The 24227-nt window shown below is 69.7% G+C and carries 20 protein-coding genes, 1 tRNA gene and 2 pseudogenes; 10 read left to right on the forward strand and 13 right to left on the reverse strand.

Annotated elements, in window-relative coordinates:
- Positions 1–189: 189 nt before the first annotated feature.
- A pseudogene (locus tag E4U91_RS36695) lies at positions 190–1049 on the forward strand (IS5 family transposase).
- 9 nt (positions 1050–1058) lie between these two features.
- On the opposite strand, the gene E4U91_RS36700 reads toward E4U91_RS36695, so the two are convergent.
- From E4U91_RS36700 to E4U91_RS36720, 3 genes are all read right to left on the reverse strand, one after another.
- A complete protein-coding gene (locus E4U91_RS36700; protein ID WP_137304601.1) occupies positions 1059–2150 on the reverse strand; it encodes an IS630 family transposase in 1092 nt (363 codons plus the stop codon).
- Between the two features lie 1046 nt (positions 2151–3196).
- Positions 3197–4192 (reverse strand): hypothetical protein, encoded by a 996-nt coding sequence (locus E4U91_RS36715; RefSeq protein ID WP_137311352.1) that lies wholly within the window; start codon positions 4190–4192, stop codon positions 3197–3199.
- A gap of 18 nt (positions 4193–4210) precedes the next feature.
- Entirely contained in the window at positions 4211–4552 is a 342-nt protein-coding gene (locus E4U91_RS36720; protein ID WP_137311353.1) for a hypothetical protein, read from the reverse strand.
- A 304-nt stretch (positions 4553–4856) separates the two neighbouring features.
- On the opposite strand from E4U91_RS36720, the gene E4U91_RS36725 reads away from it, so the two are divergent.
- Together E4U91_RS36725 and E4U91_RS36730 are read left to right on the forward strand one after the other, a co-directional pair.
- On the forward strand, positions 4857–6356 hold the full coding sequence (locus tag E4U91_RS36725; RefSeq protein ID WP_137311354.1) for a hypothetical protein: 1500 nt from the start codon (positions 4857–4859) through the stop codon (positions 6354–6356).
- A gap of 86 nt (positions 6357–6442) precedes the next feature.
- Complete coding sequence (locus E4U91_RS36730; RefSeq protein ID WP_137311355.1) at positions 6443–8260, forward strand: RNA-binding domain-containing protein; 1818 nt, start codon at positions 6443–6445, stop codon at positions 8258–8260.
- Between the two features lie 54 nt (positions 8261–8314).
- On the opposite strand, the gene E4U91_RS36735 is transcribed toward E4U91_RS36730, so the two are convergent.
- Entirely contained in the window at positions 8315–8695 is a 381-nt protein-coding gene (locus tag E4U91_RS36735; RefSeq protein ID WP_422070955.1) for a WhiB family transcriptional regulator, read from the reverse strand.
- Positions 8696–9015: 320 nt separating this feature from the next.
- Here E4U91_RS36735 and E4U91_RS36740 point away from each other — a divergent pair, with 320 nt between their 5' ends.
- A complete protein-coding gene (locus E4U91_RS36740; protein ID WP_137311357.1) occupies positions 9016–9231 on the forward strand; it encodes a hypothetical protein in 216 nt (71 codons plus the stop codon).
- On the opposite strand, the gene E4U91_RS36745 is transcribed toward E4U91_RS36740, so the two are convergent.
- Positions 9183–9479 (reverse strand): hypothetical protein, encoded by a 297-nt coding sequence (locus E4U91_RS36745; protein WP_137311358.1) that lies wholly within the window; start codon positions 9477–9479, stop codon positions 9183–9185. The genes E4U91_RS36740 and E4U91_RS36745 overlap by 49 nt on opposite strands.
- A 143-nt stretch (positions 9480–9622) precedes the next feature.
- On the opposite strand from E4U91_RS36745, the gene E4U91_RS36750 reads away from it, so the two are divergent.
- The 3 genes and pseudogenes from E4U91_RS36750 to E4U91_RS38500 form a co-directional block, all read left to right on the forward strand.
- On the forward strand, positions 9623–10690 hold the full coding sequence (locus E4U91_RS36750; RefSeq protein WP_137311359.1) for a hypothetical protein: 1068 nt from the start codon (positions 9623–9625) through the stop codon (positions 10688–10690).
- 87 nt (positions 10691–10777) lie between these two features.
- Positions 10778–11071, forward strand: a complete 294-nt coding sequence (locus tag E4U91_RS36755; RefSeq protein ID WP_137311360.1) for a hypothetical protein — start codon at positions 10778–10780, stop codon at positions 11069–11071.
- 352 nt (positions 11072–11423) lie between these two features.
- A pseudogene (locus tag E4U91_RS38500) lies at positions 11424–11544 on the forward strand (IS5/IS1182 family transposase); the annotation flags it as partial.
- A 113-nt stretch (positions 11545–11657) separates the two neighbouring features.
- Here E4U91_RS38500 and E4U91_RS36765 read toward each other — a convergent pair.
- Positions 11658–12551, reverse strand: a complete 894-nt coding sequence (locus tag E4U91_RS36765) for a nucleotidyltransferase family protein (protein WP_137311361.1) — start codon at positions 12549–12551, stop codon at positions 11658–11660.
- A 476-nt stretch (positions 12552–13027) separates the two neighbouring features.
- Here E4U91_RS36765 and E4U91_RS36770 point away from each other — a divergent pair, with 476 nt between their 5' ends.
- The 3 genes from E4U91_RS36770 (at position 13028) to E4U91_RS36780 (ending at position 16223) form a co-directional block, all read left to right on the forward strand.
- A complete protein-coding gene (locus E4U91_RS36770; RefSeq protein ID WP_174867973.1) occupies positions 13028–13291 on the forward strand; it encodes a hypothetical protein in 264 nt (87 codons plus the stop codon).
- On the forward strand, positions 13288–13653 hold the full coding sequence (locus tag E4U91_RS36775) for a hypothetical protein (protein ID WP_137311362.1): 366 nt from the start codon (positions 13288–13290) through the stop codon (positions 13651–13653). Before E4U91_RS36770 ends, E4U91_RS36775 begins: the two co-directional genes overlap by 4 nt.
- Positions 13654–14123: 470 nt before the next feature.
- Positions 14124–16223, forward strand: coding sequence for a hypothetical protein (locus tag E4U91_RS36780; protein WP_241678966.1), 2100 nt, complete (start codon positions 14124–14126; stop codon positions 16221–16223).
- Positions 16224–16295: 72 nt separating this feature from the next.
- On the opposite strand, the gene E4U91_RS36785 is transcribed toward E4U91_RS36780, so the two are convergent.
- The 7 genes from E4U91_RS36785 to E4U91_RS36815 all read right to left on the reverse strand — a co-directional run bounded on the left by E4U91_RS36785 (position 16296) and on the right by E4U91_RS36815 (position 24224).
- Positions 16296–16559 carry a hypothetical protein gene (locus E4U91_RS36785; protein WP_137311364.1) on the reverse strand — a complete coding sequence of 88 codons (264 nt, stop codon included), beginning with the start codon at positions 16557–16559 and terminating at the stop codon, positions 16296–16298.
- Positions 16560–16710: 151 nt separating this feature from the next.
- Complete coding sequence (locus tag E4U91_RS36790) at positions 16711–17010, reverse strand: hypothetical protein (protein WP_137311365.1); 300 nt, start codon at positions 17008–17010, stop codon at positions 16711–16713.
- A gap of 33 nt (positions 17011–17043) precedes the next feature.
- Positions 17044–18006 (reverse strand): hypothetical protein, encoded by a 963-nt coding sequence (locus tag E4U91_RS39445; RefSeq protein WP_241678967.1) that lies wholly within the window; start codon positions 18004–18006, stop codon positions 17044–17046.
- On the reverse strand, positions 18003–18539 hold the full coding sequence (locus E4U91_RS36800; protein WP_137311366.1) for a hypothetical protein: 537 nt from the start codon (positions 18537–18539) through the stop codon (positions 18003–18005). The genes E4U91_RS39445 and E4U91_RS36800 overlap by 4 nt, the downstream gene beginning before the upstream one ends.
- 276 nt (positions 18540–18815) lie before the next feature.
- Complete coding sequence (locus tag E4U91_RS36805) at positions 18816–20018, reverse strand: hypothetical protein (protein WP_137311367.1); 1203 nt, start codon at positions 20016–20018, stop codon at positions 18816–18818.
- Positions 20015–23620 carry an SNF2-related protein gene (locus E4U91_RS36810; RefSeq protein WP_241678968.1) on the reverse strand — a complete coding sequence of 1202 codons (3606 nt, stop codon included), beginning with the start codon at positions 23618–23620 and terminating at the stop codon, positions 20015–20017. Before E4U91_RS36810 ends, E4U91_RS36805 begins: the two co-directional genes overlap by 4 nt.
- Before the next feature lie 530 nt (positions 23621–24150).
- Positions 24151–24224: transfer RNA gene (locus tag E4U91_RS36815), tRNA-Met, on the reverse strand.
- Positions 24225–24227 lie beyond the last annotated feature (3 nt).

Genomic DNA, 24227 nt, shown 5'->3' on the forward strand with positions numbered 1-24227 from the left:
CAGCCACCGACGAAGCAGGTCGCCCGCCCGGTCAGACAACCCGTAACCTCTCCCAGTGCGGCCGTTGGATTGGGCACGCGTGCATGAACATCCGAACCCCCGCGGATACGCGAGCGAGCCCCCGGACCACTCCCCGGGGAGCTAGGGCCCGTCTTCAAGGATCATCAGGTCGTGCATCATGGTGGTGTGATACGCCGCCATGAACTGACCGACCAGGAGTGGGAGTTGCTCGCTCCACTGATACCGCGGGCCGCGACGGGCCGGCCGCGGGTGTCGGACCGGCAGGTCATCAACGGGATGGTCTACAAGATCCGCACCGGGATCTCCTGGCGTGACCTGCCGGAACGCTACGGCTCATGACAGACGGGCTACACCCGCTTCCGCCGCTACGCCCTGGACGGCGTGTTCACCCGGGCTCTCCGGCAGATCCAGGCACGTGCGGACGCCGTCGGCGACATCGACTCGCTCGTCCAGATCGACTCCACCATCGTCCGCGCCCACCAGCATGCCGCCGCCACCGGCCGAAAAGGGGGATGCACCGGCCGGACGAACCAGACGATCACGCCCTCGGTCGATCCCGAGGAGGCTTGACCACAAAGATCCACCTGGCCTGCGACGGCAAAGGACGCCCGCTCGCCATCCTGCTGACACCCGGCCAACGCCACGACGGCATCTGCGCAGGCCCCCTCCTCGAGCGCATCCGAGTCCCACGCACTGGCCTCGGCCGGCCCCGCTGCCGGCCCGATCAGGTCGTCGCCGACAAGGCCTACAGCTCCCGCGGCTTCCGCGCCTACCTCCGCCGACGCGGCATCGCACACACCATCCCCGAGAAGCGAGACCAGCAGCGACACCGCCACAACCAGGGCCGTCGCGGCGGCCGACCTCCGGTGTTCAACCGGCAGATCTACCGCCGACGCAACATCGTCGAGCGCTGCTTCAACCGACTCAAAGGCTTCCGCGGCATCGCCACCAGGTATGACAAGACCGCCACCTCCTACGAAGCAGCGGTCAGTCTCGCGTCATTCCTGCTCTGGGCAAGATCCGTTTGAAGACGAACCCTAGTCTTCTGAGTCAGGAATTCTGCGTAAATAACTGGCGAGGCGTTCGAGGATCTCGTCTGCGGTCCTGGTCCAGACGTAGGGTTTGGGGTCGGTGTTCCATGCGGCGATCCAGGTGCGGATGTCCTTCTCAAGGGCCTGGACGCTCTTGTGGGTCCCTCGGCGTATCTGCTTGTTCGTCAGTTCTGCGAACCACCGCTCCACGAGGTTGAGCCAGGACGAGCCGGTGGGCGTGAAGTGCAGATGGAATCGAGGGTGGGCGATCAGCCAGGTCTTGACGGCCGGCGTCTTGTGGGTGGCGTAGTTGTCGAGGATCAGGTGCACCTGAAGATCTGCCGGGATCTCCTGGTCAAGCTTGAGCAGGAACTTCTTGAACTCCTCGGCCCGGTGCCGGCGGTGCAGGGATCCGATCACTTTCCCAGTGGCGACCTCGAGTGCCGCGAACAAGGTGGTGGTGCCGGCCCGGACGTAGTCGTGGGTGACCCGCTGAGGAACCCCGGGCATCATCGGCAGTACCGGCTGGGAGCGGTCCAGGGCCTGGATCTGCGTCTTCTCGTCCACGCAGAACACCAGCGCCCGCTCGGGCGGGTCCAGATACAGGCCCACGACATCGTGCACCTTGTCGACGAAGTACGGGTCCGTCGACAACTTGAAGGTCTCCGAGCGGTGGGGCTGCAGCCCGAAGGCACGCCAGATCCGCGACACGGTCGACTGGGACAGGCCCACTTCCTTGGCCATCGCCCGCGTCGACCAGTGCGTAGCGTTCCTCGGTGTCGACTCCAGCGTCCGCTTCACTACTGCGGCGACCTGCTCGTCGCTCACCGAGCGGGGACCGCCGGATCTTGGCAGGTCACCCAGGCCGGCGATCCGATGCTCGTTGAAACGCGCCCGCCAGCGGCCCACCGACTGCCCCGTCATGCCCACCAAGGCACCGACATCCTTGTTCGACATGCCGTCTGCGCAGGCCAGGATGATCCGGCACCGCACCGCCCAGGACTGAGGAGTTGAGCGACGCCGCACCCACCCCTCCAGCGCCGCCCGCTCCTCTACCGACAGCACCAACTCGGCCTTCGGCCGCCCCGTACGAGCCATACCGCAAGCCTACAGTTATATAAGGAACTTCTGACTCAGAAGACTAGGTCAGCCACGAGTTCAGCAATCACGCCGGCCGACAGGCCCGTGATCCTCCGGTCGCTGATGATCGCTGCACGAGACGCGTTTTCCACCACACGACCATGATCGACGATCAGGAGCTCGACGCCTCACTGCCTACCGTGCACGAGCTCGTTAGCCACGGTCACCAGGTACCTCGGGCCGCTCAGAGCCAACCGTTGCGGCGGCCGGGGCCCGCCGCGGGCTGGGGGCTCCAGGTAGAAGCGAATGGAGCGGACAGCCACAGAGGGACGTTTGAAGGGGGCGTGCTGATAGGGGCCCTGTACCCCTTGACTGCTCTGCGATTCAACCGAAAAGGACAAGCCCGCAGCCCGTTCAAGCGGCTGGACGGACGTCGTCCTGCTCAACGGCGCCCTTTGTGTGTCTGAGGGCCTGACGGGCGGCGACCATGTCTGCACCCTTGATGCCCTCCCGTTCGCAGCGCGCCCACCACGTGTGGCACTGCACCAGCGCCGTGGCGGCGCGCAGCTCCTCCATGAGCCGGTCGCCCTCAGTGGCCTGGTCGGGCGTCCAACCGGGCGACGCGGGCCGGCCGCACCGTTCCCTTCCCCGCTCCGTCTCGTCTGGCCAGCCGAACTGGGGCTCACGGGACCAGGGGAGCGTCGCCTGGTGGGCGACGGAGGGTGGCGTATAGATCCGCCACCTGGCGCTGGCCTGCGACCAGGTCGGCGGGGAAGTCTTGTGGGTTGAACGGCCTCCAATTCCGGGGCGGGGGTGCTCATGCTTCGGAGCTTAGTTCGACCGGCTGACAATCCTTCGCCAGCGCGCAACGACCTCGTGCGCAGGTATCCCGGCGACATGGGCGCGGCCCTGTATCTGGCTGCTTCGGCCGGGCAGAATCGGGGCGGGTCCCTCCTTGGCTGTTCAGCACGAGGGCCCGCCCTGCTCTTCCAGACGGGAAGGCGCGATGCACTGCTCATCCTGTCCCGTCGGGCTTCAGCGTGTGGGCAAGGGCCCTCACGTTGTCATCCGGCCCGGGCTGCGAGCAGTTGGGCTCGGGTGTAGGTCGCCGTGCCGGGGGCGTCACGGAGTAGCTCGAACAGGGCACGTGGGGCCGCGGGGTCGTCGTGACGTACAGCAGGTGCGGAAATGTCATCGAGGAGGACATCTACGAGGCGGGCGAGAGCGAGGCAGCCATTGCCCGAGTAGCCGTAGCCGATGCCCCAGCCGTCCCGTTCGGGTGCCAGCCACACGGTCTGGTCTTCGGTACGAATCCAGCAGACCCCGGCGCTGAGGATGAGGGCCGCGAGCGGCGAGCGGGTCGGCAGACGTTGCAGTGTGAAGGTCAACAGGTTCGTGGGGCCAGTATCCGGGGCGCGCTGCAGCACGGGGACGCCGGCGACGGGATCGTGGAGGAGGACGTCGCTGTCGGCCTCGCGGCCATTGTCCAGCAGGACCTTTTCCAAGACAGTCGGTGGTTGATCGGCAGCCGCCGGGACCAAGCGCGTAGCCCACTCGCGGGCGGTGGCGCAGGCGTCCGTCTGCACGCTGACCACAGCTCCGGTATGCCAGTCTCGGCCACCGTCCCAGCGCCGCGCGAAGGCAGCGACCCGGTGGGCGAGGACGTCGCGGCGCTCGGTGATGCTCAGCCAGCCGGCGCGGCGGACCATCTCCGTCGGCTGTTCGGGCTGGGGGCGCAGCAGTGGAGCAGGCACCGCGCCGAGGACGAGGTGGGCACCGTCGCCGCCATCGGCCGCGTTCTTGCGCAGTTCGGCGATGTAGCGGGTGGTCGAGGCGTGGCCGCGGTGGCGGACTTCACGAGCGAGGTACCAGCACAGCTCGGCCGCAGGGGACCCGTCCGGCTCGTCCGCAGCGAGCTCCGTCAGCGCGGTGACTGGGGTGGCGATGTCGTGCGCGGGCACCACCGCCGGTGGGGCGCCCGGCCGCCAGGCGGCGATCGCGTCGCGGTCGCGCAGTGCGTGGAACCAGTACGGCGCCGGCTGTCCGAGAAGGGCTGCCAACTCCGCCCAGGTTGTGTACTATGGCTGGTCACCCCCGTCAACGTCGTAGGCTTGGAGGTCGGGCACCCAGGGCTGACTCACCTGGGTGCTGGTCTGCGCCACGACTACGCACGCATACCTGTCGGCCAGGCGTGCACCGTGGTGGCGGCGCAGGGCGCTGGTGACGGACTTGGGGGCGGCGTTGCCGTCGACCATCGAGTGCACAAACGCGATGCCGCCGCGGTCGGTGTCCCACCGCAACACCGCGTAACGGTCGATGAATTGCGCCCCGTCGAACACCGCTCTGGCTACCCGCCGTTGGAGCCACCGCTGCTGGCTCGCGTTACTGTTGTCGTCGGTGTTCCGAGTGAACAGCGCCACGACGTTGCCTCCCCAAGGCCCTCGGCACATGCCACCCAGGCCGGGACACCGGCCGGGATTGTCTGCCGCTCCCACTTTGCCCGGCACATCGGCCTGGCACCCGTGAAGCACGAGAACCGGACATGGCCGACACCGGACCGCCCCGGTAGCCCCAGATCTTCCGGGACCTACCCGCGGTCCATCCGGCCCCACCGTGTCGTGTCGTGAACGGATGTCAACTGTCCGGAGCGAGGGAACTGGCATGTGCTATGCCGACCGACTTGCTTGTGCAGAAAGGCGGTTACGAGGGCCGTAGAGTCGCGGGGTGGACTCCTGCCCCGCTCACTACTCCTTTGTCTCCCAATGTTCCGACTGCTGCCGACAGGCACTGAGCGCGTGCTCCGGAGATGTCGGTGGCCTTACCCGGCGCGATCCGGATGCCTTCGCCGAAATCGCCAGGGAGCACCGGGAGTGGGTAGAGAACCTGCTACTTGCCGAGTGCGCTCATCGACCGCTGATCGAATGGTCCCATCCTGGTGGGCCGCCGCCTGTGGTGCGCTGGGCCCTCTGTGCAACACCCGCGGTTGCCGACGTGCTGCCGGTTCCCTGCGCCGTCGCCGTCGGGCTCGCCCGGGCGCACCAGCAGCGTGAGGGTCCGCGCAGCCGGCATGAGCTGTGGACCTCCCGGCTTCTGGACCGTCTCGATGCCCACGTTGACCAGCGGCTGGCGCAATTGTGGCGTGACCTGGCTCTCCTGGCCGTGGAGCGCGACCCGGTCGCGGCAGCTGGACTGCGCCACATGGTGGAGAAGCAGGCGCGGCCGGGGTTGTGGGCACGCTCGCTGGAGTGGCTGCTGCTCCTGGGACGTCATCTGGAGGGCCTGGACGTGGCGCTCACCGTTGCACTCGCCGACAAGCACCGGACAGTCCAGCAGGCGATCAACCGGTGCAGCCGAAGGGTGATCCTTCCCGTCCAGCTGCGCGCCGCCGGGCTACGGGCCGCCACCCAGACCACAAAGCCGCTCGAAGAGCGACTGCTGAACGTCCTTTCCGCGTCGGTCGATGCCCGCCGGGCCAACTTCCCACGGCCGCTGTCTGCGCCGTCGTCCACCTGGCTTGCCAACCACGAGCTGGAAGACCTCGTGCGGGGCGCCACCCGCCGGGCGGTAGCCGAGTTCGCCAGCGCCATGCCCGACCTCGGGGCCGCGGAGGAGGAACACCTGACCGCGACACTGTTGGCCGGTCTCACCGCCGAGTTCACCGCCCTGCCCGCCCGCACCCGGCTGGCCGGCGTGGCCGGCCCGCATCTGCGCGTCGGCCACCGCACCGTGACCAAGACGGAGGAACGGGCGAACGGAGCAGACATCGGCGTCGTCGTCGACGTATGCGTTCCCGGCCATCTCCACTTGCGCACGGGAGACCTCATCCAGGTCAAGAAGTCCTCCGCGCTGATGCCCGGGCGCGCCGGACGCGAGGACTCCTGGACGGTCAAGCGCCGGCAACTGCACGACCTGCTGGAGCACAGCGCGAGCTCCGTGTACTGGCTGATCCGCGGGAACGGTGACGTTCTGGTGGTCCCGGCAAAAGTTCTCGCCGCCATCGAGGGCGCCACCGCCCGCCCCTCCACCCAGCAGTTCACCGTCGGGTACACCGCCGTCCGGCACACCGCGGTCACGATGGAGCAGTACCTGCCCGATCTGGTCGTGGGCCTCTGGCTCGGCAGCAGCAGCGAGCGCACCCTTCAGGCGGCGCAAGGCACCGGCCGTACCACCCGGCCCCGGTTCGCCCTCACCATTGACATCGTGCTCGAGCACATGGAGGGGTGAGCCACCTCCCTCATCGGATGCGGTAGCGCCGGTGATCTTGTGAAACTTGGCGGCAAGCGGCCGAAGCGCCGGTGGATACTGCCGGGGTGGTGAAGGATCTGAAGAGCGCGCTGGCCGCGCTGGACGCCCAGGAGCCGGGCTCCCTGCTCGGCCTACGCGAGATGCAGTGGCTCGACGCCAAGGCGGCTCCGTACCAACTGGCGGACCCCAAGGCAGTCGAGGAACTCGCCAAGGACGTCGCGGCGTTCGCCAACGGGGGCGGCGGGATCATCGTCATCGGCATCGCTACCCGACCTGAGTACGACGAAGAGGTCCTGGACCACATCGTCGGCTTCGACCCGGCCGCAGTAAACATGGACAAGATCCGCAAGCTGATCCGTCAATGGATCACCCCGGCTCCGCGCGGCATCCGCGTCGGATGGTCCGGTGCGGACGGCGAACGCGTGGTGTTCATCGAAGTCCCCGAGCAAGCCGCTGGCACGTTGTTCGTCGTGCCGGCCCCGGTGGGCAAGCCCGGGTCTCCGCGCACGGACACAGTCGCCGTACCGAGGCGGGACGGCGACAGTACGCACTGGCTGCCGCGGGCCGAGATCCAGCAATTGCTCTCCGCCGGCGTCCGCGCCTCTGGCATGCCCACCGCTCAGGCGCTCACCGAGCTCGTGCGGCAAGCCGTCTCTGAAGCCGGGCCGGACGGCGGGCTGCGGGTCGGCCAGGGCCTGGCCGACCGCGAACGGGAGATGCGGGCGGCCTACGAGCAGCTGGTCGACGCGGGGCTCGGACGGCCGGCCGGAGAAGCGTGGGCGCAAGGCCCGGCTGCTTTGCAGGATCTGCGCCACCAGCTCGACGGCGAGCCGGGCTGGGTGCTGTGTCTGGTGCCCGGTCGCCCTCCGGCCGCCGTCGCCGAGCCCGTCTGGCAGGCGATCGTCGAAGCGGGGCGGCGGGCACTGGGCGGTCAGGACCCGCTCGCGGCCGTCGGCCTCCCCCGGCCTCCCGCCGACTCGGACACCCCGTGGGTGATCCCGGCCGACGCTCGGAGCGTGGACCTCGACGGCGGATCGTGGGGTGGGGGCAGGCTGTCGTGTTCGGGCCGCGGCGTGTGGCGGTGGCAGCCGCTTCCCCGCTTCAGCCTGGACCAGGGCCGGTCGGCCGAGATCGGGACCGCCGGTCAGACGCCGGCGCTGCGCCTTCGCGCCCTGGTGAACCTGCCGTGGGCCGACCCAGACGCGCTGGAGGTCAGCAAACCCCGGCGTACGCTGCTCGAACAGCAGCTTGCGCACAGCGCGGTGGCCGGCGCGGTGACGATGCTGTCCCGACGTCGGGGCGCGGAGTTGCCCGCCGGTCGCTGGGAAGGGGGGCCCTTTGGCAACTCGGCCCGTTCCGTGGGGTACACGTGCACGATCGCCGCGCCGGACGGCGGGCCGGCCGTGAAGGCTTCCGTCATGCTCGCTCTGCCCACCACGATGGAGTCCAATGTGGTCGCCTGCGCGGACGTCCTGATCGAGAATCCGCAGGCGTGGGCCGCGCTCCTCGGTTCTGGCTGGGACACACAGCTGGGCTTCGACGAGGTCCAGGCCGTGCTGCTCGCCGCATGGGAGACGGCCGCCGAGCTGCTGCCTGATGCCGTCGGTGACTCGGCTGGGCTGTCGTGGGCCGGCCCGCCCACCATCGAACTGCGGATGACCTGCGAGCAGCCCGCCGCCAACGGCGTCCTGCCGACCCTGGACACACTCGTCGACCTGACGTCCCTCGGCACGAACGACGGCGGCACAAGGTCAAAGATGGCCGTTACTGTCACCGCAGCGCCGACCATGGAACGCGCAGAACGTCAGCGCCTGCTGCGAGAGGCGCTGGCCTACATGGTCGACCAGTTCGGCTACGTCGACGCGGAGTTGGACCTGCTGTAGCCACAGCTCAGCAGCGCCCGGGGCAGGCAGAGGAAGCGGTGGGCCGATGGCCTCTCATCCTATGACATCCCATACCTGTCCTTCATCCGGACTGGCAAGTCGCTGGTGCTCTGTCCGGGCGGCGTCCAGCAGACGTCTCCAGGACGTGACCAGGGGGCGCCGTCGCAGGAGAGCCCGCCGTTCACGCTCGGTCATTCCGCCCCAGATCCCGTGCTCGATGCGATGATCGAGGGCATACGCCAGGCACTCGGTGCGCACCGGGCAGCCGGTGCAGAGGGCCTTGGCCCTGTTCTGGGCCGCGCCTTCCACGAAGAGCTCGTCCGGATCAGCGGTTCGGCAAACCGCTCGCTGACCCCAGGTATCTTCCCCGTTCACCCCGACGCCGTCCTCTCCCCGGTCCGGCCCACCGCACTCCCCCGGGCAGGCACAGTCCAAGAACGGTACGGCAAACGCCTACGGCATGAGACATCGCCGCATCGCGGCAATCCCTTCGGGGAAGGGACCTTGACTGAAGCTGGCTGCGGGTGCGGGGCCCGCACGCCTGGAAGAGCAGTGAGGCACCCGCGTGTACTTCTTATCGACGCCTCGTCGTGGCTGGACTACAAGCAGGAGATGGCCCATCCCGCCAGGCCGGGCCATCACGCGTTCCCTGAGCTGAACACCTCGTGGGTTCCCGAGGACCTGCGGCGGCTGGCCGCGTACAAGTTCCTGACCGTGTACGACCTCAACCAGGGCGGCCAGCGGGCCTCGCCGGGATGCGGCTGGCCCAGGACCACAAGTACCAGATGCTGCTGCGTCTGGCGCAGTGCCTGCACCAGACCGGGCAGGAGTGGCCCGTCGGTGAGTCGCTGCCCGCCCGCCTGGTGTGGGGAGCGCACACCCTCACCGACCGGACGACCGTCCTCAACGACGTCGCCCAGGGCTACGAGGCGAACGTGTTCTTCCTGAAGATTGCGGTGCGCATGCTGTAGGAAGCCGGATACCCCATCGAGGGTATCGCGAGGAGATCGAACGCATCCAGAAGCGGGCCTTCGACCAGGCCGCCCGCCTCGCCGACATCACCGGCGACAACGACGTGGTCCGCGAGCACCTGAGCCTGTCCAAGACCGATCCCGTGCAGCAGGTGCCGCTCATCGACCCGGCCAACGCCGGACAGGCGGGCGCACAGGACGGGCAGCCCGCCAGTCCGCATCCGGCGCAGCCGCAGGCTCCTGAGCATCGGCCCCCGCCCGGCGCGACCGGCGCAGGACAACCTGGCCCGCGCTGATGCCCGTTGTGGGGAAAGAGTCAGCAGAGACGACCAAGTGGCGGGACCTGCGCCGCTAGCATCTGACGAGCTTGCAGTTCTGAGGAGGATGCTCCATGAACGAACGCCCGTCGACGCCGGACCCTAACCATTCTCCAGGAGCAGCCGACGACTCGGATGAGTTCGTCGTACGGGGTCCCAAGGAGCTGGGTGGGAAACGTCGCTCCTCTGAGCTACCTCCATCCGTGGGTGGGAAAGGTGGCCCCCTGCGCGGATTTCTCATCGAGGAGGATGACGATGACGGTGAACCGCGATCCCGCGTGATACCTGAACCTCTACGTCCATTCGGGCCCGACTCGCAAGCCAAGGAGAGCGTCAGCACCAGCGACAAGAAGACGGCCTCCTTCGTTGTGTCGGGGTTCGCGACTATCGGGGGCGTGCTCGCCACCGTGGGTGTCGCACTCAGCCGTTCAGATGGGGCCAAGCCACAGGTCTCCGATCCGCTGCCGTCGTGGGTTTGGCCCGTAGTGGTGGGGCTTGTGGCTGCGATGCTCGGTGCTGCCGTTTGGGCCTACTGGCTCGTGCAGAGAGCCAAGCTGAAGGAGGTTGCCCGTGAACGCAACGCCCTTGAGTCAGCGGCCGACCGGCTCCGGGAACGCATGGGGCTACCGAGCCTGGTCGACTTCAACCGAGTTCTGCTGGACAGGTACCACGGCATTGCGACCGATCAGGCCACGAAGGCGTACCGCAGCAGCCGCTTCGCGATGGCAGTCGGACTCGTAATCCTAAACCTCTCGTTCTTCGCTGGATGGCGCCTGAACGCACAAGGAGATCGGGTGTTCGTCGGTTCGGTCGGCGCGGTCGGCACCGCCTTCACGGCCTACCTGAGCCGCACGTACATGCAGACCTACGAGCGGGCCCTGCAGCAGCTCAACCAGTACTTCAACCAGCCGGTCCTGAACGGCTACTTCCTCAACGCGGAGCGCATCGCCGACACGCTGCCGGACGAGCGCCGCACGGCGATGCTTGAGCAAGTCGTGGCTGACATCCTGGAGAGCGGCAAGGAGATGCACCGCAACGTCACAGCCGCCTCCCCGGCCCCAGCTAGCCCCTCCAAGGCCAGTCGTGGCCGACGGCGTGCGGCTCAGGCCGAGGCGTCTATCCCTGCACAGCAGGACCAGTAGCCCGCCGCGAGCACAGGGCTGGTGCCTGCGCCTGTGGCTACACTGATCGACGGCGCGGGGGCGCTGCTGCTGTAGGACTGGATCCGCATGGACAGGCTGCTGCCCGCCCCTCGTACGCCCGTCGGACACCGGCGCGACGGGCGCCCCATCTTCCCCATGCTGGGCGCGGACTCCACCGATCCGTCCAACGTGCAGCTGCCGACCGCCCCGCCCGCCGCCGACCCGGCCGCACCGCCGACGCCCGGACAGGGCCTGGACCAGGAGGCGCTGACTCGGCAGCTGGCCCGCGAGAAGGAGCAGGGCGAGCGCGCCGCTGTTCGCAAGCTCGTCGAGCCGCTGGGCTTCACCAAGGCCGACGACCTGACCGCGTTCGTGCAGTAGCAGCGCGAAGTAGAGCAGGCGTCCCTGTCCGAGCTGCAGCGGCCTGAGCAGGCCACCGCCGAGCGGGAGGCCGCCGCGGTGCAGCGGGAGGCGTAGGCGCTCGCCGTGAGCGCGCGGCGGCACGCCGTGCCGTCCTCGTGTGGCGGAGCGACGGGCGCGGATCTGGCCGACGCCGAACTGCCCCTCGTCGTGGAGGACGACGCCGACGGGGCGGCCGTCACTGACGCCGCTACCGCGCTAAAGGCGCACAGGCCCGAGCTGTTCGGAGGCTTTACCACCGTGGCTGCGGCGCCCCACCTGGTCAGTCCCTGCAGGAGATCCGTCGGCGCGCGGCTCACACGTGTCCAAGCCCGGCGTCTCGGCGGGTAACACCCATGACAGCGAGGGGCTGAAACCGATGGTGGAGGGTCGCCAAGCTGCGCGGTATCGGAGTGCGCATCACCCGCAAGGGTATCGAGTCCAGCGAGCGATTGGCGGTGTGGAGGAGTCCAATGGGGCGCAGCAACCCGCTGGGGAGCCAGGCGGCGTCCCGTGAGAACGACGACGTGGCGCCCGAGGCGGTCCTCGTCGCGCGAAAACGAGTGGGTCAGGCTCGGAAGACTGCCGCCTTGGGCCCGGGCTTGATCACCAGCGCGTTCAGCGGGCGCGTCCGCGTGGGCTGTACTACCTCCAGCCAGCCGTCGCCGTGGGCGACGCAGTACGGGATGCTCTGGTAGCCCTGCCACTTCCAGTTGATCCACCAGCGGGGTTCACTCCGGTGTCCCGCGAGTCGCCGCGGAGTGGGCAGCCTCTGACCGGCCAGCTCGACGTCGTCGAGCTCGACCTTAAGTTCGTTCATGAGGGCCAGACCCGCCAGGGCCGCGCGGCGCAGCGGGCTGTCGTCGTTCCACCGGTGGAAGGTCCAGCGCATGTCCGGGGTCGCCAGCAGTTCGGTGTCGTCCGGCGCGTCTGAAAGCTGCACACGGGAGATGGTGATGGCCTCTTGCTGCTGCCACTCGATCAGTTGTGCCCGGATCGGGCGGGGGATGTGCCGGTCGAGGCCTTCGAAAGCGTCGATCATGTCGTGGCGCTCGGCCCGGCCGGCTTCGGGGTCCTCGGCGATCGCGTGGAGCACGCCGAGAGCTTCGGTGAGCGAGTCTCTTCGTTGCCACAGCGGGAGCATGACGGTGCCTTCGGCTTCGAGCTGCTCGCGGGCCGCATCCTCGAACTGGAACTGCAGCCCGCGGGACGACCCGGCGAGCGCGCGGCGCAGCGGCGCGTAGGGGTTACCGCCGGAGAAGATGGCCTGGACGATGGCCTGTTTCATTCGTTCGTCGCGCTCAAACCGAACAGCGACGTCGACGTCGTGGGGCTCGGTGGCACCGCGCGCGAAGCTGCCGAACAGCCACACTTGCCTGACCAGGTGGAGGGGCCATTCCTGGGGGCCGTCGAGCCGGTGCAGCATCGCTTCGACCAGTTCGATAGCCCGTGTGCGCTTCATGCGGCTCCCTCCTTCCCGTTGGCCACGAGGGTAGTGCCCCGGCCGTGGCGTGGAGCCCCTCCCGCCGATGGCCGGCTCTCGGAGCGCGAGGAGCGGTTTTGGCGAGGCGTGCGGCCGAGGGCCTGCATGTCAGGGGGGCGGGTGGCGGCAGGTGATCAGGCCGGAGCCGGCAGGGTATGCCCCCGGACGCAACGCACGGGGGGACGCGGCGTCCGGGGGACTCCTGCTCAACGTACCGCCCCAACTGGCTGCTTATCGCCCATATCGGGGAATCGGATCGCGGGCCGGAGCGGGCGCGGACTCAGGCTGGGCGGGGTGAGCAAGTGCCGCGGACACGGAGATGCCGGATCAGCTGGCCGCCGTCGAGTGCAGTGGGTGCGGTTCTTGGCCGCGCACGTCGGGCAGCGGGACGTGTTCGGCCTGCAGATCTCGCGACTGCTAGCTGTCGGTATCAGGGGCTAGCTATGCTGGTGGGTATGGCGAAGCAGACGAATATCCGACTGGACGAGGCCGTCAGGGCGGCCGCCGAGGACCGGGCCAAGCGCCGCGGCCTCAGCCTGCAGGGATACGTGGCCGACTTGATCGAGGCTGATGTGAACCAGTCGCGTGCCGCTTTCATGGCCGGCGCAGCGGCGTTCCTGGCCGGGTACGCGGAGCAGTTCGAGGCGGAGGTCGGCGAGGATCGCTACCCCGGTCTTCCGGAGGGGCCGGTACAGAGCGCGCCGAGGGACGCCGCGTGAATCTGCGCATCGACCTCGCCTGGCTCCTGGCAGTAGCGCAGCAGATCCCGGGGGATCCCCAGGTCGTCGACTACGGCGTGCCCGTCGCGGCGGAAGCACGTCACCGGGCGGAGATCCTGGACCACGAGGTCTATCCCGAGCCCCATCACAAAGCCGCCGCACTGCTGTGCGAGCTGGCGAGGAACCCCAGTCTGGAGGCGCGCAACCTTCTCTACGCGGCCACGGTGACCGCGGCCTACCTCTCGGCGTACGGCCTTCCGGTGAGCCCCGGTCTGGACACCGTGGTCCCCTTGGCCCGCGCGGCCCGGGACGGGCTCCCAGTGCGGGAGGTCGCCGCTCAGATCAAGACCTGGACGAGCTGATCGAGCAGGCTCTACCCGCGGTCCGCACCGAGGATCCCGGTCGGGTCGGTGATCGCGTGAGTGCTGAGCCAAGCGGTGTCGACCTCGCGGGCCAGCTCCTGGTCGCGGCCGGGAGGCCGCGAAGAGGAACGGCGCCACCCGCATGAAGAAGGCGAAGGCGCACCGGCACCGTCGTACGGCGTGACGGGCGGGATCCGCTCGGGTCAAGCGCGGCGATCAGCTTGATGCTGACCGAGCGCGGCCTGGCAGCGCCAGCCGCCGGCGGAGCACGCGCGCAGCGCCGCCGCCAGGCCGCGGCCCCGAGGCAGGCGCACTACGCCGGGCCCGAGCCGAACGCGCTGCGGAAGGGAGCAGGCTGCGGACGGCGTGATCGTCAGGACGGCAAAGGCATCGCAGCTCGGGCGTACGGCCTGAGCCGAGCCGAGAGGTGATCTGATTGGTGTGTCGGCGGGTAGGGGCTGGGGGAGTTTGTGCGCGAGGACAGGCGACGGATTCAGACGGCGGTGCTCGGCGGAGCGGACTCGGATGAGCCGTTGATGCTGCCGATGGAAGCGATCGAGCTGGATGTATTCCGCCGTGTCCACGCGGACGACACGTTCTGGTGCGGGACTCTGCTCGGCGGCTGCGGCGGCCGGCTGACCACCAAGCTGTACACGGACCGGGCCTGTCATTTCGCACATCACCCCGATCCGGACGGGCTTCCGCACGTGTGCGGACGTCGCTCCCGCGGCGTGGACAGCGCGGACCATCTGTATGTGCGGTCGGCGGCTGCGGCCTGGCTCGCCGGCCGCGGGGAGCAGGCGACCTTCGAGTACACCCGCACCGAAGGGGCGCCGATCGGTTCCGTCGTGGATGTGCGCTGGCGGCATGGCGCTCTGCGGGTGCATCTGGACCAGGCGGTGACGCCGGTGTGGGACGACGATGTCGAGCCGGTCCTCGGGACGATGGTGCCCGTCGACCGCGACACACTGATCCGCCGCTGGTACGTGCACCGGATCCGCCTGAACAGCGTGGGCACCGCGCGCCACGTGCAGATCGGGACTGAGGCGTTCGCCCGGCCGATCGAATGGTTCGCTCTGGACGAGTGCGAGATGACAGAGCGCGGGTTGTCGACACCGGCGATCGTGAAGATCGTGCAGGCACGCACCGCGCCGCGTCCATCGCTGTGGGCGCCCGGCAAGGCGAGGAAGGTACCGGAGCCGGAGGCACGCGCCCATGCCCTGCTGCGCCGGCTGGTGTACGCACGCCGGATCGAGTCCGTGCCCGTGGTGAAGCAGATGTGCACGGACATCGAGGAGCTGACCGGGGTCGACGAAGGGCTTCAAGAGCAGCTCGATGCGGCCGTTCGCCACGCGAGGGTCTGGCTGATCGAGAAGGACGAGGAGCGCCGCAAGCTGTTCGACAACCTGAACAGGGCGGTGGACGAACAGAAACCTGGGCGGGTCCGCAGGCTTTTGCTGCGGGTCAACGCGACGGCATCTGAGAATCGCACGGACGCCGAAGCGGCCGTCTACGAGCGGGCGAGCACGTACTTCGAGAACCTGGACGACCTCACGCGGTACGCGGTGAAGGCGGAAGCCAACTCGGAAAGGGAAGCACGAAGGGCCGCGGCTCGGGCACGCAGCGCCCTCCGACGGCTTCGCGACTACGACGCGTACACGCCCCATTTGCGTCCTCAGGTCGAGGAGCTTCTCCAGGCCGCCGCCTTGGCCGGAGAACTGCTGACCCGCGGCGAAGCGCGGCGCGTAGATGCTTGGAAAGAGCGGGCGGCAAGGGGACCCCAGGAGCAACTTCACGTCGCGCGGCGGTACTGGATCCAGCGGGGCTGTCCGCGCTGCAAGGCGCAGCAGGGCAAGGGCTGCGTGCTGGTCGAGGGGCCGAACAGCGGGAAGCCGCGCAAAGACGGCCACAATGAGCGGCTGCAGCTGGAACTGGACGCGCGGAAAGCCGCACAACAGAAGGCTCGGCAACAGAAGAAGTTCCGGCAAGAGGTCGAGGACGCTGCCGAGCCGACACAGCCTGCCCCCAAGGCGCCCGAGCACGAAGTCCGCCCCGCGCGTCCACTCCAGGAGCAGCCGCGGTCCGGCCGGAAGGGCCAAGCGGATAAGGCTCGGATGAACACCGTGCCCGCCCGGCTACACCACCAGGTGCCACGCGGCGGCTGGTACCGAATGGAGTGCCCGCGATGCCACGCCGGCCCCGGCACGCTGTGCGAAAACGACGATCGCGTCGGACCCAGCGCGAAGCGCCAGCTCCCTCACGACGAACGCCTGCGCCGCGTCCTGCAGAGCGACGACCGCAGTGACCCCGACGAGCAGCAGAAGAGCATCCACGACAGACGCCAGCCCGAGGCTGCGCCACCTGCCCGGGCCAAAGCCCGGCCACCTCGGCAACACAGGGAAGAGCGGGAACCGCAGGAGACCGCGGGCTCAGCGGCGCGGACCTGGGACGCGGAGGATGTCACCTGCCCGAAGTGCCAGGCCCGCCCGAACTCCTCCTGCACGCCCGACGGCCCGCACCAGGAGCGGGTGGAGTGGGCGCAGGAGTTCACGCGGAAGCTGTGGGGCTGAGCTTTTCGAGCCAGGTCCGGTGCTCTGGCCTAGGGGCCGCACCGGCCCCAGAACAGTCAAGAAGGCCCGTGATCACCGCTCCGCTGAGAAGTCCGCGCCGTGCACAGCGCGGACGGCACGGGTTGCGGCGGGGAAGTCAGGGTGGACCTCCCACTGTTCGGCCATGGCCATGAGTGCCTCGTGAACCGCAGTAGCGTAGTCCTGGCTGAGCTCGTGGGCGTCGCGCCAGGACTGGACGTACGCATCGTGGCCCTCCGGGTGTTGTTCGTCCCGGAGATCGTCCTGTCGGTCGCGAACGAACTGGTAGACGCCCATACCGGCCTGCAGATCCAACATTGTTCCCCTCACCGAGCGCCGCGAGCGTTCCGTGTCTTGGCCATTCTCCTCGCCGCCTCGCATCTCACCTTCCAACCGCCAGCCGACGTCACCGGTTTCACTGCCAGCAGTGGCTGACCGCAGCCACGCCGGCCGGACGGAGCCCCACAAGTCACTCCTTGCCATCTGTGAGCCGGGCCTGATCGGCGACCGCCTCTGCGGCACCGAGGGCTTCCAGGGCGGAGTCGGCATCCTCCGCATCTCCGATGCTTGCGGACGCTCGCGCTAGCAAGCGCGCAACACATCGGTAGGGGGCGGCCTCGGAGGGTTGCAGAACCGGTTGCAAGCGGTCGTACGCGGTGCCGAGGAGGGTGCACCAGTCGTCGTGGCCATCAGGCCAAACACCGCACAGCGGGCCGATCCAGCGGTCGAAGTGGCCGGAGAGCTGGGAATGGGTGGCGTCGCGGAGCATGGTCACCATTCGGGGCGTTGGGGCAGGGCCTGTTCACCAGCGCCGCAGGTCCTTGCGCAGCCCTTCGTACCAGCTGCGGCGATGCCGGTCGGCGTCGCAGGGCTCGGGGCCGAGGGCGACGACCTGGTCGGTGATGTCGTAGGTGAGGCGGTAGAGCAGGACGCGGGTCGCGGTCTCCAGCCAGTGGTCCGTTGCCCGGGCGGGCGGTGCTGCTCCCAGGACGGTGACGAACCAGGCGGGCAGCAGTGCGCGGCTGCTGACGGCGTCGGCCAGGCGGCTGCGCAAGGCCATCGTGAGGCGCTTCTCCGCGCGGTCGCCGGCCGACATCGCCGGCTGTTTGTCCGCGCGGGTCGAAGCATCGTCCGCCAGCGCGGTCGCGGACTCCTCGGCATGTGGAGCCTGTCGGGCCAGGGACTGTCGAAGTCTTGCCTCGTCGGCGATTGCGGTGCGGAGCCGGCCCGCGGCCTCGGAATGACCGGTGGTGCCGTAGCGGCTGGCTGTGAAGGCGCCGACAGCGTCGACGACTGCTGCGAGCGCTGTCCGGTGCTTCTCGGCTGTCTCCCGGTGATGCCCGACGCGCACCTGGTGGGTGTGGCGGTCGTGGTCGCCCAGGAGCAGGCTACGGGCGTTCCAGCCCTTCAGCATGGTGCGGGCGAGGGCGTGCTGGTCCTTGGTGTAGGTGTCCAGATCCGCAGCGGGCACTCCTGCGGACATCTTGAGCTGGTCGTCAAGCAGCCGCACGTGCTGCGTGAGGCGTTTGATGGCCTGCTCTGTGTCGTCGATGCGGTCGCCCAGCTCCTCTTCGACCTTGTCGATCTTGTCGTCGCACCCGGAAATGTCGCTGCGGATGTCGCGCAGCTCATAATCGAGGTCCTCGGTATAGCCGAACTTGCTCTTCAGGCTCTGGTGGTCGCCATCGAGGTCGTCGATACGCTGGTCGAGATCGCGGAGGCGGCGGTCGGTATCCCGCAGGCGGCGGTCAAGGTCCTCGGTCACTTCTTCGCCCCCTGCTGCGGAGCATCTGCACAGGCTCCGCCGATGAAGGCCCAGCCGATGAGGACAGCGATGATCCACCAGGCGGACAGCACTCCCAGGGCGACGAGGATCACGAGAACGCACAGGGCGTGCAGAGCGAAGGCGATCCCGCGTTGCTGCTTGTGCTGCTGCGGGGTCACCTTGATCGACCAGCCCAGCAGCGTGGCCAGCAAGTGGGGTATGAGCAGCACAAGCCACCAGGCAGTGCGGTCGAGGACGAGGACGGTGGTGATGAGCGCGATGGCCACTGCGGTCTGACCTCGCCACGACCCGCGCACGATCTTTGCGCTCCGCAGCCGCTGCGGCTCGGCCAGCCGCATCGGGAGCATCTGTTCGAACGCGAGGAGTTCCTCGGCTCCTTGCACCATTGCGGTGTACTGGCCGTCGAACTCAAGGTCGTCGACATCAAGTTCTTTGACACGGGCGTGCCGCGCGGCCAGGTCCGAGGTCATGGCCCGGTGTTGCTCGTGCAGGTCGCGTTCCGTCGCGGCCACTGGCTCCCCCCTCATTCATCCAGCGCGGTATCTCCCCCGCTCAGGCCGTGATCATGTGTGCTCAGGCGGCAGACCGAGTATCGCCCCCGCGGTTTCGTGGCATTCGGCGTTGGGCCAGGCTGGCGTGATCTTTGCCGTAAAGGGCTGGTGAACTGCTGTCCGAGGCTGGCCGGGTTCCCGTGTCGACGCGCCCGCCGGGCGGACGACGGCGACCTCTACGCCCCAGGCCTCTTCCCTAGCGGGCACCGTGAAGCGGGGGAAGTCGGACGTCGCCAGCTATCGCCTGAGTGGTCGTGCGGCGCGGGCGCGCCGTGCGGCGCGGAAGGCCTCGGCGGGATCGTCGCAGGCTCCGGGTGCGGGGCGCCACTCGTTGGCGCGCCAGAGGGTGAAGGGGTACCAGCGGCCGTCGGGGCCGGGGCGGATCTGGACTCCGGCGGTCGTATCGGTGAGCGTGCTGCCGTCGATGGTGATGGTTCCGAGGCCGCCAGCGCGAGAGGCGTGGACGGTCTCTCGTGCCCGTTCGAGGACGTCCGTGGTTGCCGGGGTGGGGGCGAGGGTGGCGTAGGCGCCGGCGGGGCCGCCGTGGCGGTAGCCGATCATCATCGCCCGCAGGGTGGCCTCCGGGATGCCGGTGGTGTGCTGGGCGGCCTTCAAATGGTCCGCGCCGTCGGGGCTGGCGAGGATCCGCATGATGTCGGCCAGCTTGTCGTGGGGCGCGGTTGCGGTGTCGGCCAGGAGGACGCGAGCGCGGGCGGCGGCATCGGTGGTCATCCACATCAGGTCCTGGGCTCGGGGCCCGGGCAGCGGTGCGTCGCTCCAGGTGAGGGTGGTGACGGCATCGAGGTTGAGGTCCGGCGGGGGCTGTGGGGGGCGGTGGGCGGCCAGGGCGTAGAGCTGGGTGGCGCGCACGGTGCCGTTGGTGTCTGCGGGGAGGGGGCCGGGGTCGGCGCCGTCGACGAGGCCGCGTACGTGGGCGGCGAGGGCGCGGGCGGTCATGCCGCGTGCGCCGAGCAGCAGGGAGGGGGTGGCGGCGAGGCGTTCGGCGACGGCGTGGCCGAGGGCTGCGCTGTGGTCGCAGACGCGGTGGGTGCGGCCGGTGGGGCAGGAGCAGGAGAAGGTGATGCCGTCGGCCGGCGGGGCGATGGAGATGCCGCCGGCGTGCCCGGAGTCGGCGATCGTGGCGGGGATTCGGTTGGCGACGAGGTCGGCAACGGCCTGGGGGTCGTCGGCGAGCTTGGCCGCCAGCGTGTCCCATTGGGTCGCGGTCAGCTCGGGGACGTGGATCGCGGCCTGGTGGGTGGCCTTCTTCGCGGCGACGGGGGCGCTGATTCGGCCCGGCTGAGTCTGGATCTGGGCGACGGCGCCTTTGCGCGCGAGGTTGAGGCCCTTGCCGTAGGAACCGGAGCCGTTGGTGGCGAGGTGAAAGGCCTGCTTCCACGCGCCGGCCAGCGGCGCGAGGGATCGGGCGGTGCCGGTCATCGGGTTCCCAGGGTGACGAGGGCGGTCAGCTCGGTGTCGTCGAGTTCGGTGAGGGCGCCTTCGCCGGAGGTGAGGACGGCGTCGGTCAGGGCCCGCTTGCGGGCGAGGAGTTCGTTGATGTGGTCCTCGACGGTGCCCTCGGTGATCAGGTGATGGACCTGGACGGTGCGGTGCTGTCCGATGCGGTGGGCGCGGTCGGTGGCCTGATCCTCCACGGCGGGGTTCCAGGGCCGGTCGTAGTGGATGACGTGCTCGGCCCGAGTGAGGGTCAGTCCGGTGCCGGCCGCCTTGACGGACAGGATGAACACCGGGGCTGGGTCGGGGTCGTACTGGAAGGCGTCGACGAGCTCTTGGCGGCGGGCCGGAGGGGTGCCGCCGTGGAGGAAGCGGACGGAGCGGCCGCGGAGGCGCAGGTGGTGCTCGAGGATGCGGCCCATTTGGACATAGCCGGTGAAGACGAGCGCGGCTTCACCCCGGTCGGCGAGGGTCGCCGTGAGCTTGTCCAGGGCTGCGAGCTTGCCCGAGCGACGGGCGAGGCCGGCCGGCTCGGCGTCGTCCAGGGGCTCCTTCAGGTAGAGGGTGGGGGTGTTGCAGATCTGGCGCAGGGCCTGGAGCAACTTCAGGACCAGGCCGCGGCGTGCGATCCCGCGGCTGGTGGTGATCTTCTGCATGGTGTCGCGGACGATCGCCTCGTACAGGCCGGTCTGCTCGTCGGTGAGCGCGACGATGCGGTGGTGGTGGACCTTGCCGGGCAGCTCGGGGGCGATGCCGGGGTCGCTCTTGCGCCGGCGCAGCATGAACGGGGCGACAAGCCGGGCAAGCCCTGCGGCGGCGGGGGCGCCCGGGTCTTTCTCGACGGCGCCGTAGCGGGCGCGGAAGGCGGAACGGGTGCCGAACAGGCCGGGGTTGGTCCAGTCGAGGATGGCCCACAGTTCCGTCAGGTTGTTCTCGACGGGTGTGCCGGTGACCGCGAGTCGGGCCCGGGCGGGGACGTCGCGTAGTGCCTTGGCTGTGGCGGAGGCCGGGTTCTTGATGTGTTGGGCCTCGTCGGCCACGACCATGCCCCACTGGGTGGCGGTGAGGGCGGGGTCGCGGCGCAGGGTGCCGTAGGTGGTGATGACGACCGTGGTGTGGTCGAGCGCATCGGTGTCGAGGGTGCGGCCGGTGCCGTGGTACCGGAGGGCGGTGGTGTCCGGGGCGAAGCGGGCGATCTCGCGCTGCCAGTTCGTGATGAGGGAGGCCGGGCAGACCACGAGGGTCGGGCCGGCGGCTTCGCCGGCCGTTTCGGCGCGGTGGAGGTGCAAGGCGATGGTCGTCAGCGTCTTGCCCAGCCCCATGTCGTCGGCGAGGAGCGCGCCGAAGCCCAGGTCGAGGGTGTGGGCGAGCCAGGTCAGGGCCCGCTGCTGGTAGTGGCGCAGGTTCGCGTTCAGGCTGGCCGGCGGTGGTACAGGGCGGGGGTCGTCGGGGGCCTGACGCAGGGCGTCGACGAGGGTAGCGAGGGTGCCGGCGGGCCGGACGTCAAGGGTTTCGCCGTCGAGGGTGAGGGTTCCGGACAGGGCGGCGGCGAGCGCGTCGAGCGAGGGCAGGGGCGCCAGTTCGCGATGGCGGGCGCGGCGGGCGGTGTCGGGGTCGATGAGCAGCCAGCGCCCGCGCATGCGGATCAGCGGCCACGCGGCGTCGGCGAGGGCGGTCATCTCGTCCTCGGTCAGCGGCTCGCCGTCGAGGCTGATGTGCCAGCGGCAGTCCACCAGGCGGTCCAGGGCCAGGAAGCCGCTGCCGGCGGTGAACTCGTCGTCGTCGCCGTGGCGGCGGCCGATGACCGCGGTGGCGGTGAGCGCGCCGAGAAGCGCGGGCGGCCAGTGGACGGTGATGCCGGCCGTGGCGAGCGGGGCGGCGGCGTGGTCGTGAAGGTGGGCCAGGTCCTCGGCGGACAGGGTGAGGCGGCGGGGGCGTTCCTGGGCGGCGAGGTCGCCGAGCGGCGGGAAGTGGCGGGCGCCGCGGCGCAGCGCGCGGCGCACCCCAGCCAGTACGGCGGGCGTCAGAGCGGGGTGGGTGGGGTGGCCGTCCCAGATGCTGCCCGCCGACACGGGGTCGTCCTGGTCGTCGGCGGCCACGTGCAGGACAGCTTGGGCGGTGGGGGCATGCTCGCCTGCCTCGGGCTCTTTGATGCGCAGCATGAGGCGGGGAGCGGGGCAGGGGTCGGCGGCGTCCTCGATGGCGTCGGCCCAGGCCCACAGCTCTGCGCTGGGGTCGGTGTCGGGTGCCGGGGTGCTGGTGAACGGGCCGGGTCCCAGGAGGGAAGCGGTCCCTGGGGTTCGGATCATCGCGTCGCCGACGGCGTCGAGCAGGGGCCAGAGGGCGTTCTCGGGCGCCGGGACGCGCAGGGGACTGTGGCCGGCGAGAAGGCAATGTCCCTCGGGGGCCATCCGGGCGGCGGCCGCGGTGACGGCCGTGCGCAACGGATCGGTGATCGGACCGATCCGCCAGCAGCCCTGGCCGTCGGCGGTCAGGGCGGGGTAGACGCGCTGCTGGGCCACGCATGCCACAGCCAGGCGAAGGGCGGCTCGCCATCCCGTGACGGAGGGGTGTTCGCCTGCTCGGGGGGTGAGCAGTGCGGGCAGGGCGAGGCCGACGGGGACGGCGAGGCCGGTGACGGTGGCGCGGCGAGGCATGATGCCGCCGGCGCCCGCGAGGACGAGGTCGCGGGTGACCGGCTGCAGCGGCGGCAGTTGGCCGGGGGCGTGCAGGGGTGTGCCGTCGGGCTGGAACAGCATCCATGCGGTCCGGCCGGGATGGCGTGAGGGCAGCAGGGTCAGGGCGGCGCCGTCGGCGAGGGCCTGCTCGAGAAGGCAGTGGGCGGCGAACAGGTCGGCCGGGCCGGCGGGGAGGGCGTGCGGCGGCTCCTGTTTCTCTGTCGGCGCGGGCGGCATGGGGAGCGCGGGTTGGACGGGTGTGGCCGCCGCCGGTTCGGTCGCGGCCGGGGGCTCGGCGTCGGTGCCGAGGGCGGTCTGGAGAGCCTTGAGGAGCCGGTCGGCTGCTTCGGCCCGGGCCTGCCGTTTGGTTTGGCCGGTTCCTTCGCCGGTGAGTTGCTGGCCGCGGTGGACGGCGGCGACCGTGGCCGTGAAGCCGGTGGGCGTGGGTGCGGGGGGCCGGTAGTCGGGCCGGGTGATGTGGCCGGCCTGGTGGAATTCGTTCAGAACCGACACGGGATTGGCTGCCCCTGCCGGGGCTGCTGCTGAGGGCTGGGCGGCGGGCGTGTCCCAGGTCCAGTCGGGCACCGCGGCGTCGGCGAGCGGGTCGGGCAGGTCGGCGAGCGCGGCGATGAGGGTGGTCATGGCCTGCTGCCGCGCTGCCTCGCGGGTGCGGGCCCGCTGAGCGCTGCCGGTGATGTCGCGACCGGCCGGGGCGAAGGTGGCCTGTGCGACGAAGAACGGCTGGCCGTCATCCCCCTGTCCCTCATGGACGGTCGCGGAGGGGGTGCGCAGCAGTTGGGCGTGCATGGAGATGATGCTCGGTGCCAGGGCCGGGCTGGCGGCGACGGCGGTGATGGCGGCTTGCCGGACGGGCGCCCAGATGTCGGTTCCGACTGTCTCGAGCAGCACGGTCCGCCAGGCGGCGACGTCGAGGTGCCCCCGGGCAATTCGGCGGGCGGCTTCGGTCGCGACCGCGGCGGCTGGCGTGTTCTGGGCAACGGCACGTTGAAGCGTGGTGCGGAAAGCATCAACGTCCATCAGTGCCAGGGGGGTCCTCTCGGTCGCGGTGTCGGCGCGAGAGGGCGGAATCGGAACGCGGGGTGTACGGGCGGCCAGCACTGCGGGACCGATGGGCTGCAGGCGGTCGATGGACAAAGACGCTCCCCCGGTAGCCAGATGCCGTCGAGACCACGCCCATTGTGACCTGCCTACGCGTCAGATCGTGACGTACACGCGAGCATCCCGTTGACTGTTGCTTGTTCAATTTTCAGGATGTATTTTGATTACGCCGCGGATCGCGGCACCACCCCCTCATCTCGTCCGCGTCATGGTGAGGGTGAAGGAGCGGTGCCTTTGCTCGAGGAAGGGCAGGGTGCCGCCGCCGTGGGGCGGTCTGGGATGTGGCGAAGGGCCCGGACGGATCCGGGCCCTTCGGTCAGTAGCGGGGACAGGATTTGAACCTGCGACCTCTGGGTTATGAGCCCAGCGAGCTACCGAGCTGCTCCACCCCGCGTCG

Origin of the sequence: Streptomyces lasalocidi (assembly GCF_005280215.1) — a bacterium.
Lineage (GTDB): Bacteria > Actinomycetota > Actinomycetes > Streptomycetales > Streptomycetaceae > Streptomyces > Streptomyces longwoodensis.

Excerpts from the sequence above, each read along its gene's own strand:
- E4U91_RS36700 (WP_137304601.1), bottom strand. The coding sequence starts at position 2,150 with ATGGCTCGTACGGGGCGGCCGAAGGCCGAGTTGGTGCTGTCGGTAGAG.
- E4U91_RS36740 (WP_137311357.1), top strand. The coding sequence starts at position 9,016 with ATGCGGCTGGCCCAGGACCACAAGTACCAGATGCTGCTGCGTCTGGCG.
- E4U91_RS36745 (WP_137311358.1), bottom strand. The coding sequence starts at position 9,479 with ATGCTCAGGAGCCTGCGGCTGCGCCGGATGCGGACTGGCGGGCTGCCC.
- E4U91_RS36750 (WP_137311359.1), top strand. The coding sequence starts at position 9,623 with ATGAACGAACGCCCGTCGACGCCGGACCCTAACCATTCTCCAGGAGCA.
- E4U91_RS36755 (WP_137311360.1), top strand. The coding sequence starts at position 10,778 with ATGGACAGGCTGCTGCCCGCCCCTCGTACGCCCGTCGGACACCGGCGC.
- E4U91_RS36765 (WP_137311361.1), bottom strand. The coding sequence starts at position 12,551 with ATGAAGCGCACACGGGCTATCGAACTGGTCGAAGCGATGCTGCACCGG.
- E4U91_RS36770 (WP_174867973.1), top strand. The coding sequence starts at position 13,028 with ATGGCGAAGCAGACGAATATCCGACTGGACGAGGCCGTCAGGGCGGCC.
- E4U91_RS36785 (WP_137311364.1), bottom strand. The coding sequence starts at position 16,559 with ATGTTGGATCTGCAGGCCGGTATGGGCGTCTACCAGTTCGTTCGCGAC.
- E4U91_RS36790 (WP_137311365.1), bottom strand. The coding sequence starts at position 17,010 with ATGCTCCGCGACGCCACCCATTCCCAGCTCTCCGGCCACTTCGACCGC.
- E4U91_RS36805 (WP_137311367.1), bottom strand. The coding sequence starts at position 20,018 with ATGACCGGCACCGCCCGATCCCTCGCGCCGCTGGCCGGCGCGTGGAAG.